11 protein-coding genes are annotated in these 15,733 nt (G+C 65.9%); 10 read left to right on the plus strand and 1 reads right to left on the minus strand.

Annotated features, from left to right (window positions below):
* Positions 1–114 precede the first annotated feature (114 nt).
* The 10 genes from P12x_RS14050 to P12x_RS14095 all read left to right on the plus strand — a co-directional run bounded on the left by P12x_RS14050 (position 115) and on the right by P12x_RS14095 (position 14,797).
* Positions 115–690: an RNA polymerase sigma factor gene (locus P12x_RS14050; RefSeq protein WP_435011497.1), complete on the plus strand. Its 576-nt coding sequence runs from the start codon at positions 115–117 to the stop codon at positions 688–690.
* A 152-nt stretch (positions 691–842) separates the two neighbouring features.
* Positions 843–1,946 (plus strand): PEP-CTERM sorting domain-containing protein, encoded by a 1,104-nt coding sequence (locus tag P12x_RS14055; protein WP_435011498.1) that lies wholly within the window; start codon positions 843–845, stop codon positions 1,944–1,946.
* A 64-nt stretch (positions 1,947–2,010) separates the two neighbouring features.
* The gene (locus tag P12x_RS14060) at positions 2,011–4,608 is read left to right on the plus strand and encodes a protein kinase domain-containing protein (RefSeq protein ID WP_435011499.1); all 2,598 of its coding nucleotides are present in this window, start codon (positions 2,011–2,013) and stop codon (positions 4,606–4,608) included.
* A gap of 342 nt (positions 4,609–4,950) precedes the next feature.
* The gene (locus tag P12x_RS14065; protein WP_435011500.1) at positions 4,951–7,173 is read left to right on the plus strand and encodes a PQQ-dependent sugar dehydrogenase; all 2,223 of its coding nucleotides are present in this window, start codon (positions 4,951–4,953) and stop codon (positions 7,171–7,173) included.
* A 158-nt stretch (positions 7,174–7,331) separates the two neighbouring features.
* Positions 7,332–8,573 (plus strand): Bcr/CflA family multidrug efflux MFS transporter, encoded by a 1,242-nt coding sequence (locus tag P12x_RS14070; RefSeq protein WP_435011501.1) that lies wholly within the window; start codon positions 7,332–7,334, stop codon positions 8,571–8,573.
* Positions 8,574–8,802: 229 nt separating this feature from the next.
* Positions 8,803–10,320: a carbonic anhydrase/acetyltransferase gene (locus tag P12x_RS14075; protein ID WP_435011502.1), complete on the plus strand. Its 1,518-nt coding sequence runs from the start codon at positions 8,803–8,805 to the stop codon at positions 10,318–10,320.
* A gap of 546 nt (positions 10,321–10,866) precedes the next feature.
* Complete coding sequence (locus P12x_RS14080; protein WP_435011503.1) at positions 10,867–12,036, plus strand: DUF4331 family protein; 1,170 nt, start codon at positions 10,867–10,869, stop codon at positions 12,034–12,036.
* A 145-nt stretch (positions 12,037–12,181) separates the two neighbouring features.
* The gene (locus tag P12x_RS14085) at positions 12,182–13,564 is read left to right on the plus strand and encodes a tetratricopeptide repeat protein (protein ID WP_435011504.1); all 1,383 of its coding nucleotides are present in this window, start codon (positions 12,182–12,184) and stop codon (positions 13,562–13,564) included.
* 340 nt (positions 13,565–13,904) lie between these two features.
* On the plus strand, positions 13,905–14,216 hold the full coding sequence (locus P12x_RS14090; RefSeq protein WP_435011505.1) for an MbcA/ParS/Xre antitoxin family protein: 312 nt from the start codon (positions 13,905–13,907) through the stop codon (positions 14,214–14,216).
* A 2-nt stretch (positions 14,217–14,218) separates the two neighbouring features.
* Positions 14,219–14,797: an RES family NAD+ phosphorylase gene (locus P12x_RS14095; protein WP_435011506.1), complete on the plus strand. Its 579-nt coding sequence runs from the start codon at positions 14,219–14,221 to the stop codon at positions 14,795–14,797.
* A gap of 23 nt (positions 14,798–14,820) precedes the next feature.
* Here P12x_RS14095 and P12x_RS14100 read toward each other — a convergent pair whose 3' ends face one another.
* On the minus strand, positions 14,821–15,513 hold the full coding sequence (locus tag P12x_RS14100; RefSeq protein WP_435011507.1) for a metal-dependent hydrolase: 693 nt from the start codon (positions 15,511–15,513) through the stop codon (positions 14,821–14,823).
* Positions 15,514–15,733: the final 220 nt, after the last annotated feature.

Genomic DNA, 15,733 nt, shown 5'->3' on the forward strand with positions numbered 1-15,733 from the left:
TGTCCGCCTCCGCTCGGTGAGCCGATCTTTTCCGGACGCGAAGCGATACCGCGGCCTGGCGAAAGCTCAGCGACCTGGGCCGCGGCCGAACGAAAATCCCGGGGTTGGAATCGCATGATCGAGACACCCCTGAGCTTGCTCAATCGGCTCCGACGCAAGCCGGGCGACCAGCCGTCGTGGCGGCGACTGACGACGCTCTATGCCCCACTGATCCGCCGCTGGCTGCTCCAGCAGGATACCCCCGAGAGCGACGTCGACGACCTGACGCAGGAAGTCTTGCTCGCGCTGACCCGGGACCTGGCCGATTTCGACCATAACGGCCGCAAGGGGGCCTTCCGGCATTGGGTCCGCTCGATCACGACCAACCGGCTCCGAGGCTACTGGAGGAATCGGCGATCGGGCCCCCTGAACGGGCTGGAGGTCCGCCTGGCCCAGCTCGAGGACCCTTCGAGCGAGCTGTGCCTGCTCTGGGACCGCGAACACGACGAGTACATCGCCCGCCGACTGATGGAACTGATCGAGCCCGAGTTCGCCCTCTCGACCTGGAGGAGCTTTCAATTGTTGGTCCTCGAAGAGCGGCCGGCCGCCGCCGTGGCCGAGCAACTGGGGCTTTCGGTCAATGCGGTCCTGATCGCCAAGTCGCGCGTCCTCCGGCGTTTGCGACAGGAAGGCCGGGGGCTGATCGGGTGAATTGTCACCACGAGCGTTGCCTCATTGCCACATCATCCTCGGACGCGTGAAATGATTCATGAAGTGGCGCACTTCCTGTTCGGACCTACGGGATCGGGGCCGAGGGTGTCCCTTGAGCCGGCCCTGGGTCGGAACTCCGGGGAGTGCTCTCCATGCCGAAGCGATCGCGACGTTTTCTCATCGGGATCTTGACCGTGATGGCGATTTCACCGGCCGCCCGAGGTGATTACCTCGATCCGTCGGCCTTCGCCTCTCTGGGCAAGTTGGACCTGACCAGCGGCGACTACACGATCGAGACCAACGGGGCGCCGATCTTGCGCGACGCTGCCAATAATATCGTTTTCGTGGGGACGACATACTTTCAAGGCGGCTCGTTCGGCGAGACCGTGTCGGTCTTCGACTTCAGTTCGATCAACATCGGGGCTGGGGTTCACATCCGGGCCTTCGGCTCCAACGCGCTGGCCCTCCTGTCTCGCTCGGGCATCGTGCTGGCGGGCGAGTTGGACGCCAGCGGCTACGCCGGGGCCGACAGCAGTCGCTTCGGCGGCGACGGTCAGGGCGGTGCCGGTGGTCCCGGTGCCGGCCGAGGGGGGCACGGCGGGGGATTCCCGGGCGAGACCGGCGAGGGCCCGGGCGGGGGTCCGGGCGGTCCCGGCGGGATCGGAGGGGTTCAGGGTGGTGGTGGTGGCTTCGGGGGCAAGGGGGGCGACAGCGCCTTCGGCACCTTCGGCGCCCCTTATGGTAATCTCAACGACTTCCTCCAGGGTGGTTCCGGCGGCGGTGGCACCGGGGCCTCGGCCTTCGAAGCGGTCGGGGCCGGAGGAGGAGGTGGCGGTGGTGCGATTGAATTGGGCGCGATCGACTCCATCATTTTCGCGGGCGGCAGCCTGATCGCCGATGGCGGGGGCGTCGGGTCGGCCTTCGCCGCCAATGCCGGGGGAGGCTCCGGCGGTGGGCTCCTGATCCACGCATCGACCATCGACGTCGAGGGCAAGAGCCTGATCGCCGCGCGGGGCGGGGCCTACTTCGGCGGAGGTGGTCGCATTCTCTTCCTCACCGACACCGCCACGATCAACCAGACCGGCGGCAATCTCGCCGTCGGGGAGGGGGGCGGGGCCAATAATCAGGAGCCGGGGGTGATCGAGTACGGATTTCTCCAATCGGCCGTCGTTCCCGAGCCCGCCTCGCTGGTCCTGGTCGCGATCGGAGGACTAGGTGCGGCCCTCGTCACCCGCGCGCGTCGTCGAGTCTCCTGAGCTTCGCCTCGCGGGTCGTGCTGGCCGACCCGCGAGGCATGACCCATCGGAGCGAGGTTCGCGCATGGAAGAGAACCGCTACGAGGCCGGCGAGCATCCCAGCCGCGATCAGCTCGCCGACTTCGCCCGCGGCGACATCGACGAAATGCTGGCCTTCGCCATCGAGAGTCATCTCGCCGACTGCGCCGATTGCCTCGAGCGGCTGGAGGGGATCAGTCCCGACGACTCCTGGCTGGACCTACTCCGGGACGTCGGCTCTCCGGCCTCGAAGTGGGGGGCCTCGGGGGTCGGGGAGCCCGCCCTCCCATCCGGCTACGCTCTGGAGTCCGTGATCGGGCGGGGCGGCATGGGGGTCGTCCACCGGGCCCGACAGCTCGGCCTCGATCGTCGAGTGGCCCTGAAGCGGATCGCGGCGGGGCGCGACGCCAGCCCCCAGCTGGTCGAGAGGTTTCGCCGCGAGGTCGAGGCGGCGGCCAGTCTGAATCATCCCGCGATCGTGCCGATTTACGATGTCGGCGTCCTCGATGGCGTCCCGTTCTACACGATGGAACTGCTCGAAGGCGGCTCGCTGGCCGACCGTCTGACCGGCGGTCCCCTGCGGACTTCGGACGCCATCGAGCTGGTCGGGCGCCTGGCCTGGGCCGTCGATCATGCCCATCGCCAGGGGATCATCCATCGCGACCTGAAACCTTCGAACATTCTCTTCGACTCGGAAGGCGCGGCCAAGGTCGCCGACTTCGGCCTGGCCAAGCGCCTCGAGGCCGAACCCGACTCGGCGACCACCCGTTCGAGCCTGCTGCTCGGCACGCCTTCGTACATGGCCCCCGAGCAAGCTGAGGGGCGACCCGAGGCCGTGGGCCCGGCCGTCGATGTTTACGCCCTGGGCGTCCTCCTGTTCGAGTGCCTGACCGGCCGCCCACCGTTCCTCGCGCCCACCCCGCTGGAAACCCTGGAGCTGATCCGGGCCGCCGAGCCGCCCAGCCCGACGCGGATCCGTCCGGGGATACCGACCGATCTGGGGACGATCTGCCTGAACTGCCTGGAGAAGTACCCCGCCCGTCGTTACCCGTCGGCCGCCGCCCTGGCTGAGGACCTCGGCCGATTCGCCCGGGGCGAGACCATCCTGGCCCGGCCCGCCGGCCCTCTCGAACGGGTCGCCAAGTGGACTCGACGACGGCCCTATCAGGCGGCCTTCGTCGCCTTGCTGGCCCTCTCCCTGGCCGGAACGATCGCGGGACTGCTCGTCCACCAGTCCCGGCTCCGGGCGGCCCTGGATCGCGAGGCCCGGTCCGCTAAGGAAGCCCGACGCCAGCGCGGGATTGCCGAGTCCAACTATCGAGACGCGCACAACGCCATCACCCGGTTCCTGGCCATCCTGAACGACCCACAGTTCGGCGGGACCCCACGCCTGGCCGAGGTCCATCGCGCCCAGGCCGAGGCCGGCCTGGCCTTCTACGATCAGGTCCTCCGGAGGACCGGCTCGGACGATCCGGCGATCCGGTCCGATACGGCCCGGGCCGCCGTCGAGGCCGCCAGCCTCCAGATCTCGCTCGGGCGTGCCGAGCCCGCCGAGGCGAACCTCCGGCGTGCCATGCGCCTGTACGACGTCCTCCTGGCCCGGAGCCCCGACGATCAGGCCCTCGTCCGCGACCAGATGATCGCCCACATCAAGCTCGGTGTCCTCCTGTTGACGAGCGACGCCGGGCGATCGGTCGAGGTCCTCGAAAAGGCGCTCTCGCTGGCTCGTCGAGGTTCCGCCTTGTCGCCGGCCGACGAAAACCCGTTCGAGAAGGATCTCGCCTGGTGCGAGCATAACCTGGGATCGGCCTGGCAACTCGCCCAACAGCCCCCGAAAGCCCTCCCGCATTTCGATCGGGCCGTGGCGATCTACGGGGAAACCTTGCGGAAAACCCCCGACAATGTCGGCCTTCGGGTCGAGTTGGCGCAGAGCCTGATCAACCAGGGCCTGGCCCGGGCCGAGACCGGAGCCCTCGTGCAGGCCGAGGCCAGTTATCGCGAGGCCGAAGCCCTCCTGGACCAGGCCCTGTCCGTCCAGCCCGGCTTGACCGAATATCTGGCCTCTCGGTGCGACCTGATGCTGAACTGGGGCAATCTGGACGTGGCCCTCGGTCGACTCCAGGACGGACTCGGTCGCTATGACCAGGGCCTTCGCTCGATTCTTACGCTTCTGGGGGAGGAGCCGAACCTGCTCCGCCTCAAGTCGACCGCGATCAACCTTCATGGGGCCCGGGCGGTCGCACTGGAGAAGGCCGGGCGCTTCGGCGACGCGACGCTCGACTGGGACCGCGTGATTGCGCTCGACGATTCGAGCTCGTTCGCCCTCGGCTATGCCCTCAGTCGCCTCCTCTGCCTGGCCCGCGGCGGCGATCATCTCGCCGTCTCGACCGCAGCCGCCCCGCTGGAAGCCCGATCCGATCTCGCCGCCCCCGACCTCTACAACCTGTCCTGCGCGCTGGCTCTCGCCTCGACGGCCACGCCCGAGGCTGGCCCCGAACGTCTCGACCTGAAAGAGCGAGCCCTCAAGTTGCTCGAGCGAGCCCTGGCCGGCGATCCCCAGCTTCGCGACACGGCCCGCCAGGATTCGGACCTCCGGCCCCTCGCCGACGAACCGGCCTACCGGCGGGCGATCGACGGCCCATGAACATGCCCGACGTCTCGACCGGATCATCGAGCGACTCGCGGTTTACCCGCACCTCGCGAACCCCCGGATCCTGCCGAGGGGATGGGGCGTGCCAGTTGGGTTGATGACGCGTTGGCTTGATCGGGTCGGCGGCCAGTCTTAATTGGCCATCCTGGGTCGAGGATGATCCGAATTTGACCGCTGTAAATCGGCGGCCCGAAGTGAAATTCGCTCGATGGCGAAGGCGCTGCTTCCCGGATAAAATCGCATTCGGTCCGAATCGGAGATCCACCGACCTCTCCGCGATCCGCCCCAGACCGACCCGTCTTCTCATCAACTCGACCCGCCGAGAGGCCCCAGCTCATGGGATCACTTCGAGTCTTCGCCTCGACCGTCCTGGTCCTCGCAACTTCCGTCGTCCTCGCCCATGGGCCGGCCGCCGAGAAACCCTCCGGGTTGGAGCGTCGGCTCCCCTGGGAGGACTCCAGCGTCGTCGGCTCGCCCGACCCGCTCCTGCCCTACAAGATGGTCCGGGCGTTCCCCAAGGTGACCGTCAAGTCGCCCCTGGTCCTGGCCCCCGAGCCGGGGACCGATCGCCTGTTCGTCCTGGAACACATGAACTTCTGGGCCGGCCCGGGGCGGATCGTCGCCTTCGCCGATGATCAGGATGCCTCCGAGACCGTGACCCTGCTCGACAACATCGACGGGCTCGCCGTCGGCATGGTCTTCCACCCCGACTATCAGAAAAACGGCTACCTCTTCCTCGGCCTGAACGGCCCGATGCGTGGCCGGCCCAAGACCACCCAGGTGGTCCGCTACACGGTCGACCCCAAGATGCCGAACCGGATCGATCCGGCCACCAAGAAGCTCATCATCGAGTGGCCTTCCAACGGTCACGACGGCGGGGACGTCGCCTTCGGCAATGACGGCTATCTCTACGCCACGGCGGGGGACGGCTCCAGCGACTCCGACGCCAACCTGACCGGCCAGAAGATCAGCGACATCCCGGGCTCGGTGATCCGGATCGACGTCGACCATCCCGACGGCGGCAAGAACTACTCGGTCCCCAGGGATAACCCGTTCGTCGACCGTCCCGGGGCCAGGCCCGAACTCTGGGCTTATGGACTTCGGAACCCCTGGCGGATGAGCTTCGACCGCGAGTCGGGCCAGCTCTGGGTCGGCAACAATGGTCAGGATCTCTGGGAGCAGGCCTACCTCATCAAGAAGGGGGGCAACTACGGCTGGAGCATCAGCGAGGGGAGCCACTCCTTCCGGGTCCAGCGCGAGCCCGGCCCCGATCCGATCCTGCCGCCGACCGCCGAACATGCCCACAGCGAGGCCCGATCGCTCACCGGGGGCCGGGTCTACCGGGGGCATATCGCCGACCTGGTGGGGGCTTATATCTACGGCGACTGGTCCACCGGCAAGATCTGGGGGATCAAGGTCGTCGGGGACAAGGTGGCCTGGCACAAGGAACTGGTCGACACCCCGTTCAGCCTCACCGGGTTCGGGACCGACCACTCCGGCGAGATGTACGTGATCGACGAGGTGACCGGCTTCTACCGGTTCGAGCCCACCACCGAGGCCGACAAGATCCCCGGGGAATTCCCCACCCGCCTGAGCCGGACCGGCGTCTTCGCCTCGGTCGCCCCGCTCAAGCCCAACCCCGCCGCGATCCCGTTCGACGTGATCGCCCCCCAATGGGCCGACGGCGCGAAGATGGAGCACCTCGCCGCCATCCCCGGCCTGGAGCGGATCGAGCAGAAGTCCCAGAGGAACGCCGGAGGGGCCTGGACCTTCCCCAATGGCTCGGTCCTGGCGCAGACGCTCAGCCTCGACGTACTGGACGGTTCCGGCAAGCCGACCCCCCGGAAGGTCGAGACCCGTCTCCTGACCCGCCAGCAAGGGGAATGGGTCGGCTACTCCTATCGATGGAACGAGGACCAGACCGACGCCGAGCTGGTCGGTTCCTCGGGCGACTCCGAGGAGTTCGAGGTGGCCGATCCCGCCGCCCCCGGCGGTCGTCGCGAGCAGATCTGGCGGTTCCCAGCGAGGGCCGAGTGCCTCTCGTGCCACTCCCGGGCGATGGGCTTCACCCTGGGCTTCACCCCGAGCCAGCTCGACCGCGACCACGACTACGGCGGGAAGGTCGCCAACCAGCTCGACACCTTCGATCACATCGGCCTCTTCGAGGGCCCGCTCCCCGAGCGGTCGGCTGGTAAACCCTCGCTGGTCGATCCTGCCGACGAAAAGGCCTCGTTGGAGGCCCGGGTCCGGTCGTACCTGAGCGTGAATTGCTCGATCTGCCACGTCAAGGAGGGGGGAGGCAACGCCCTGATCGAGCTGAGTCTCGACAAATCGAAGCGGGGGATGCACGCGATCGGAGAGCCCCCGGTCCACTCGAAGTTCGGGATCGAGGACGCCCAGGTCATCGCCCCCGGAGCCCCCGAGCGATCGATCCTCCACTACCGGATCTCGCGCCGAGGGGCCGACCAGATGCCCCCCCTGGTCTCGACCGAGGTCGACCGCCAGGCCGTCAAGATGATCGGGGAATGGATTCGCGGATTGCCGAAAGCGGAGAAGTAAAAGTGGCTGGATGATCTTGACGCGAGGCCGGGGTCGGATGCCGTCCGATCCCGGCCCGTCGGCACCTTCCCCATTGCCCTGCCCCCTACGATATTCCTGAACCGCATCCGAACTCCCGCCGAACTCTCCCTCCGGCCTTCGCGACCCGAGACCCATCGATGCTCCTCGAAGATCCGCCGACGCTCCCGCGCCGCGAGACGGTCCGGCCCTCGTTCCGCTTCATCCTCCTGCTGGGCCTGCTCGACGCGTTCGGTCCGCTGGGGATTGATATGTATCTGCCGGCGTTCCCGCAGATCGAGCGGGACCTGAAGGCTCCGGGCGGTGCGATGCAGTTGACGCTCTCGCTCTTCCTGGCGGGCCTGGCGGTCGGGCAGCTCATCTGCGGGCCGATCTCGGATCGGGTGGGTCGTCGACGCCCCCTGCTCTTCGGCTCGGTCGCCTTCGCGGTCGCCTGCGTGGCCTGTGCTTACGTCCGGTCGATCGAGGGCCTGATCCTCGCCCGGTTCGTCATGGGGCTGGCCGGGGCGACCGGGATGGTCATCGCTCGCGCGGTCGTCCGCGACTCGTTCGAGGAGGCGGACTCGGCCCGGGTCTACTCGATGCTGATGCTGGTCATCGGGATCGCGCCGATCATCTCGCCTTCGGTGGGCGGGTGGCTGATGGGCTTCGGCGGCTGGGGCCTGATCTTCTGGGCCCTCGCCGGGTTCGCGTGCCTCTGCGGCCTGGCGGTCGCGGTGGATCTTCCCGAGACGCACCCCATCGAGGCTCGGTCCCGCGATTCCGCCTCGGAACTGGCCCGACGCTATGCCGGGATGATCATCGACCGACGGTTCATGGGCTATGCCGGCCCGGTCAGCCTGGCCCTGGGGGTGATCTTCGCCTATGTCGCCTCGGCCCCTTCGCTGTTCATGCAGTATTACGGGCTCTCGCCGAACGCCTTCAGCCTGATCTTCGCGGGGAATGCCATCGGCCTGATCGGCATGGCCCAGGTGAACCGTCGGCTGACCCGACGCTTCGATACCCACGCCATCCTCCGGGTTGCCTCGATGGTCAACGCGGCGGCGTGCCTGATCCTGCCAATCCTGGCCTGGTCGGGCGCGGGCGGATTTGTCGCCTTCTTCGCCGACATCTTCCTTTGCCTGGCGACGGTCGGCCTGATCCTGCCCAACGCCAGCGCCGCGGCGATGGCCCCGTTCCCGCATCAGGCCGGGGTGGCCTCGGCCCTGCTCGGGACGCTCCAGTTCACCGTCGGGGCCGCCACCGGGGCCATCGTCGGGATCTTCCACGACGGGACGGGGCTCCCGATGGCCCTGACGATCGCCGGGTGCGGGGCCCTCTCCCTGACGATCACCGTCACCGTCGAACGCCAGAAAGTCCGAGCGGTCTCCCTCGCGGTTTGAGCGGATATTTCGGATTGCCCCGATTGTCCATCGTCCGCAGAACTGACAGATGTCCTGATTGTATTATATTCTCGATATTGGTCGTTCCGGTTCTGCTTGAGCCCGATAAAGAAGGGTGAGAGCTGGGCCTCGGGGGCGAGATATCGGGGGCGAGATGATGGGTATCGTGGAATGTCGGGGTATTCGGGGCTTCCGGCCTCGGCAGGAGGGGCTGGAAGATCGCCTGGTCATGAGCAGCCATACCTCGGTCCCTGCCGAAGTTCGGGCGATCCTGGCGAGTTCGCCTGGCGTTCCCCCAGTCCGCCCGAACACGCCGGTCCTGCCGCTGGAGTCGCCCTACGCCACGGCGAGTTTCATCGATCCCACGGTCAACGTGATTGCCGGGAATCGGGCATCGGTCGGCCAGAAGGATTTCATCGCCCCTTTCGTGACGCTCGACGCATCGCGAGGCGTGATCAAGATCGGGTCGAGCACGACGATTCAGGACAACGCCCGCCTGATCGCCAACCCATCCGGTCGGTCGGGGCTGACCGGCATCCTCGTCGGCGACAACGTGGTGGTCGGCGACGGCGCGATCGTCCGAGGCCCGTCCTCAATCGGTCGGATCGGCGGCGAGCCCACCTCGATCGGGGCTAACGCCCGGATCATCGGCGCGATCATCGAGCCGGGTGCCTTCGTCGGGGCACTGGCCCGAGTCGGGCCGGGCGTGACCGTACCCTCCGGGTTCCGGGTCCTCCCCGGCGCCAGCGTCACCACCAATGCCCAGGCTTCGGACCCGTCCCTGGGGCGAGTGGTCCGGGTGACCCCCTCCGATTCGTTCGCCTCGACCACCACCAAGGTGATCGCCGCCAACTCGGCGCTGGCCATCGGTTACGCCACGCTCTTCCACGGCAATAGCGCCACCGGCGGGACCTCCAGTATTGGTCCGATTCCGGGTCCCATCCTGGCCTCGGGCTCGGGGATCTATTTTGGCGCCTTGAACAATATCCTCGGGGCCAGCAGCGAACCGGGCTCGAAGAATGTCCCCTTCGAGCCGACGGCGGGCACGCCCTTATTTGCCTCGGCCGATGGATCTTCGCTGGCTTCCCTGGACCAGAATACTTCCTACCGATTCCCCGCGAGGGTGATCGGCCAGGTCACATTCGGTCAGACCGCCGGCAAGGTCCAATCCGCGCTCGGCCAGGGCGTCTCGATCCGGGCCGACGAAGGCCAGCCGTTCACCTTCCGCGCGATCGCGAAGCTGGGCAACAACGTCTCGATCCACTCGCCCCTGGGCGGGGTCCAGGCGACGACGACCACGACCGTCACCACAACGACCACGACCGTCACGGGCGAGACGACCACAAACACGACGACATCGGTCGTGAAATCAGCCGGTGCCCCGACGGCCACCTCCGGGACGACCACTGCCGCCACCAGCGGGATCAATGCCCAGGGCGTTGCCTTCACCGGCACGACCGTCACGACGATCGCCACCAAGACCACCAACCTGGGCGTGATTGGCGTGGGCAAGGGCTTCCGGGCCCTCAACGGGTCGGTCATCCTGGGTGGGCCGTCGGCCTCCTCGACCTTCGGTGACAACGTGACCATCGGAGCCGGGGCGGTCGTGGACACCTCGAGCATCGGTAATGGGGCGGTGATCGGTCGCCGGGCCTACATCGAGAACTCGACGATCGCGGCCGGCGCGGTCATTCCCGCCGGTGCGATCATCATCAACGATCAAATCGCCGGCACGATCGCCTGGTGATCCTCCATCAGGCCCTCGGGACAAGGGTCGGCTCGCTCGGATCGGCGTTGACGATCCTGGGCCGAAATCGACAGATCGAACGAAACGAGCCCCGCCATCGATGACGCGTCGACGGCGGGGCTCGTCTCATGAGTGTCACTCTCGACGGGTCGGAGATTGTCCCGATCGGAAAAATGAGATCGGTTCGGGGAATCCGCCTAATCGGCGCATCTCCGTTGAACCGGTTAGACTTATTTCTTTGCGATATTGGGTGCTTTCCCCCTAAATCCCCCATTTAGGATTTTTTTTCTCGATTTTCGGGCCGGCGCTCAATAAGTTCTTGGAACATCAAAGTTCTCTTGTGCAGTCTTTGCCGATCGAGGCTGTCTCGCATCGAGTTGTGCGGTCCCTGCTGCGCATCGTTTGATCCACGGTCTCGATCATGAGTGCTGCACTGGAGAGGCCCCTGGTCGTGCTCGGGCGTTTCCCGACCACTTCATCGACGGAGACAACATCATGTTCCGGCTCCCCCCCTGCGGTCTCAGATCAGGCCTTGCGATCGGGTTAATGGCGAGTCTCCTCTTCGCGCTCCCGACGAGAGCCGCCGACCACCGAGATGGCCCGAAGATCACGGATCGCAACGGCGATCTCGGCGCCCTCGACCTGAACGACCTCTACGTTTTCCAGTCGCCGAGCAACAAAGACAACACCGTCTTCATCATGACGATGAGCCCCGGGGCGGGGATCGTCGGCCCGTCGTTCTTCTTCCCTGGGGCGGTCTACGAGCTGCACATCAGCAACGACGGCAATGACCTGGATCTCACCGAGCAGGTCTTCCGGATCGTCTTCACCGGCCCGAACAATACCGGCCGACAGGGCTACACAGTCACGCTCTTGAACGACAAGTTCGAGACGCGCGTATTGGCCCAGGGCGTGACCAACAGCAAGAACCCCGTGAGCCTCCGGGGCGGCGGCAAGGTGACGGCCGGGATCTTCGACGATCCCTTCTTCTTCGACGCCAACGCGGTCGCACGGGTCAATCGCGAGCTGACCCTGAGTTCGATGGGCATCCCGCTCCCCGATGTGCCCGAAGGCGCGAATCCGGCCCGGTGGCTCTTCCCGCCGAACTTCCCGAACAATTTCTTCGGCGGCTTCAACACCCTGGCGATCGTCTTCGAGGTCCCGCGGTTCCGGGTCCAGTCGAGCATGGGAAACCCCAACATCGCCGTCTGGGAGCGGGTGGTCGCCAATGCCGGCGATGGCCGGGGCTTCGCCCAGTACGATCGGACGGCCATCCCGGCCATCAATACGGTCGTCGTGCCGCTCTCGCGGACCATCAACCGGGAGGTCCTGCCCAATGGCCTCCAGGATCAGTTCAACTTCCTGTACCCGTCGGATGACGTGAATCTCCGCCCGGTCGCCAGCCACCGGCTCCAGACCGTCTTCGGGCTCCCCGAGGCGACCGCGACCTCGCTGGTCAATCTCTTGCTGCCAGATCTCTCGCACTTCGACACGACCTCGACCGATGGGTTCCCCAACGGTCGACGGCTCAAGGACGACGTGGTCGACATCGAGCTTGGCCTGCTGACCAACGGGGCCGTCACCAGCGACCGAGTGGTCAATGATTCGTACTTCCGGTCGAGCTTCCCCTATCTGGGGACACCCAACCCGGTGACCGCCGTCCTCCGGCAAAGTCAGACTCAGATCCGGAAGCACATGAGCTCCGGTTCGAACTGACCTCGAATCCGTCGGGAAGGTCGAGATGGCAGGGCGAGGATCCGGATCGGATGGGCCGTCCCTGATGTCCGCGATCCGAGCCCTGCAATCCGACAATGCCGGTCATCAATCGAAGATGAAAGGGTTTAAACCGGGAGAGAGATCGATGATGGGTCGTCTGAGGTTGTTCGCGATCGTCCTGGCTGGCGTGGTGTCCCTGGTCATGGATCCCCCTCGGATCAAGGCCGAAGGCCCCGCGCAGGCTCCCGCCGTCCGACCGGCCCCGCTCCCCCCCCAGCCCGACGAGATCGCGCCGATTCCACCGGACGAGCCATCGCCGGAGGATGGCGGGCTCGCGGCGTACAACTTCACGATGGACCAGGCCATCGAGTTCTTCCGGGCCAAGGTCGCGGCGAATCCGGCGGACTTCCACAGTTATCGCTACCTGGGCGACCTCTACGATCGGAAGGCGAAGCAGACGGGCGACCTCGCCAGTTTCGCCGAGGCCGAGAAGGCCCTGAGGGCCTCGCTGAAGCTCTTCCCGGATCACCCCAAGACCGAAGCGGCCCTGGCGAGCGTGCTCTGCAGCCGCCATCAATTCGTCGAGGGGCTGGCCATCGCCCGGAAGCTCCTGGCCGAAGATCCCGGCGACATCGATGCCCTGGCCACGATGTCCGACGCCCTCCTGGAGATCGGCCGTTACGAAGAGGGGGAGGAGACCCTCCGGAAGCTCCATCGGGCGGTCCCGGTCGCCGAGGTCCTGGCCCGCCTGGCCAATCTGGCCGAACTGAAGGGGAACACCGAAGAGGCGACCAGCCTGATGAGCGAGGCTGCGGGCCTGGTCCGCAAGTCGGGCAAGCCCAAGGCCGATGCCTGGTATCTCGCGATCCTGGGCGATTTCGCCTTCAACGCCGGCCGGATCGAGGAAGCGAAGGGGTTCTATCAGCGAGTTCCCGAGGGCGTGGATTCCTTCCACGACGCCACCTACGGGCTCGCTCGGGTGGCCTTCGTCGAAGGGGATCTCGACCTGGCCATCGACCGGATGAAGCAGGCCGTCGCGATCGGCCCGGACGCCCACATGCTGGCCGCCCTGGGCGACCTGCTGGTCAAGGCCGGGCGTCCCGATGAGGCCAAATCCGCTTATGATCGGGTCTTCGAGGTCACCGGCGACGACTCCGAGCGTCGGAGGGCCCTCGCCAAGTTCCTGGCCGACCACGACCGAGATCTCCCTCGGGCGTTGGAACTCGCCCGGAAAGACCACGCCGAGCGTCAGGACGTCTTCGGTTCCGACAACCTCGCCTGGTGCCTCTACAAGAACGGACAGGTCGAGGAGGCCGCCAAGGTGATGGATGATGCCCTCCGCCTGGGCATCAAGGACCCCAACTTCTATTTCCACGCCGGGATGATCCGCAAGAAACTCGGCGACGCCGAGCAGGCCCGGACCTACCTGGGCAAGGCACTGGCCATCAACCCGAAATTCGCGATCCTCCAGGCCGACGAGGCCCGAAAAGCCCTGGAATCACCGGAGGAACCGGCCCGAAAGCCTTGATGGACCCGGCAGGCCCACCGCCCTTCGAATCGACACCTCGACGAAAACCGAGTAAGCTGATTTTGGCTGATTCGACGAGCAAGTTTAGAAGTCGGATGGCCAAATCGATCGAGGGCGGAGGGGCCGTGCGATGAAGGATGCAAAGCAGAAGGTTCCGAAAGTCGATCCGGGCCCTGCACCGGGTTCACCGAAGGTGGCGAAGAAGATTCGCCGCCCGGTGACGTTGTCGCTCTGCCTGCTCAAATCGCTGGCGGACGGCCCTCGCTCCTTTTCAGGTCTCCTGAACGCTTCGAGGAGCCTCCACCAAGATCGAAACGAGGTCCGGCGGGCCCTTCAGGAATTGACCGCCGAAGGGCTAGCCCAAGGCGAGGGCCAGCTGTATCGATTGACGCAGACAGGCCGGAGATGGCTCGGGTTGGCCACGCAGACGAAAAAATCCGGGAACCGGTCGAAGGCGGAATCTCCGAAATTATCGGCCATCGATCCGTCGCTCCTGGACGATATCATGGGCATCGTGGACGAGCCGGAAATCTGGCTCCGAATGCCGAATGTGATCTTCGAGGGGCGGGCCCCGATCGAGTTGCTGGGCACCCCGGAAGAAGCGAGGATCAGAGAACAAATTGATGCAGCTAAGTATGGAATGTTTACGTGAGGTTGTCGGCCTGCGAGCGGTTAGATCTCCGGCCCGTCGATGAAAAGTGGTATCGGGCGATCAGGCCAGAGTATTCGGACGCAGCCCTCGGCTCCTCGCATACATTGAGCCTTCGTTCGCGATTCAGCCAGGGAAATGCGGCCGATCTGCCCTTTGAGATCCTCTACCTTGCCGAAAGTTTGACCGTAGCATTGTATGAGGTCCGCGCGCAGTACGGCCCTCCCGATCGTCCTATTCCCGATCCTGACCAGAGCAAATGGGACCTCCTCGACATTGATGTCAAATTGCAATCAGTCGCCGATTTGACCGATGTTAGGCAACGAAAGCGGCTTGGGATATCCGCCCAGGAATTGACCGGTGATTGGAAACTTGTTCACCCGAACAATGACGCGCCAACTCAGCGACTCGGCGCTGCCCTCTATGCCACGGAAGGGATCGAGGGATTCCTGGCGATCTCGGCCACAATGCCACGCTGCAAGACTCTCGTCATCTTCCCACGAAAGCTCCGCGCGGGAAGCGAACTCAGCTACAAGGATCCCAGGTCGAGAAAGATCCATCGGATCCCGAACCCCGGGCGTTGACAAGGACGAACTCCCTTTCCGGATCAGCGAACCTCCACCCACCCGCCGGGTTCGGGGACGACGGCCCGGGTCGAGGTCTTCTCGTTGACTTGCTCGGCCCAGGCGTGGGCGTCCTGCTGGATCGGCGGGAAGGTGTTGTAGTGGATCGGCAGGACGGCCTTGGGCTGGAGGAGATTCACGGCCCGGATCGCGTCGGCTGGCCCCATCGTGTAATAGTCGCCGATCGGCAGGATGGCCAGGTCGAGGCCCTCCTCGCCGATCAACTTCATGTCGCCGAAGAGGGCGGTATCAGCGGCGTCGTAGATCCGGCTCCCGTCGGCCAGCGTGATCAGGAATCCGCAGGGGTTCCCGCCGTAGCCGCCCCCAGGGAGGGTCGAGCCGTGGAAGGCGACGGTCAGCCTGACGTGGATCGTCGGGGTGACCTGGCAGCCTCCCCCGTGCTGCATCCCGTGGACCTCGGTCAGGCCCTGCTCCTTCAGCCAGTTCCCCAGCTCATAGTTGGCCACCACCGTCGCGCCGGTCCTCCGGGCGATGGCCAGGGTGTCCCCCAGGTGGTCCTCGTGGCCGTGCGAGACCAGGATCACATCAGCCTGGACATCCTCGGGCTTCGCGGCGGCCTTCGGATTGCCATCGAGGAACGGGTCGATCAGGATTCGCTTGCCGTCGCTCTCGATCAGCAGGCACGAATGCCCCAGCCATTGGACGCGGGTAGCCATGATTCACCTTCGCTGATGGGTCTCGGTTGGGCCTCTCGCGTGCCTCTGCCCTGAGTTTCGCCGATTTCGGGGATGTTTCAAGTCGTCTGGGGCGGGGATTCTTGGGCGCGACCTGGAACGAAGGGCACCATGGCTTCGGTCTCGATGGCCGAGTTTGGCTATGTTTTACAAACGTCATTGAATCCCTCGGCGATGTTTCGATAGAATCCGCCTGGGCCTG

Source organism: Tundrisphaera lichenicola (assembly GCF_051175385.1).
GTDB lineage: Bacteria > Planctomycetota > Planctomycetia > Isosphaerales > Isosphaeraceae > Tundrisphaera > Tundrisphaera lichenicola.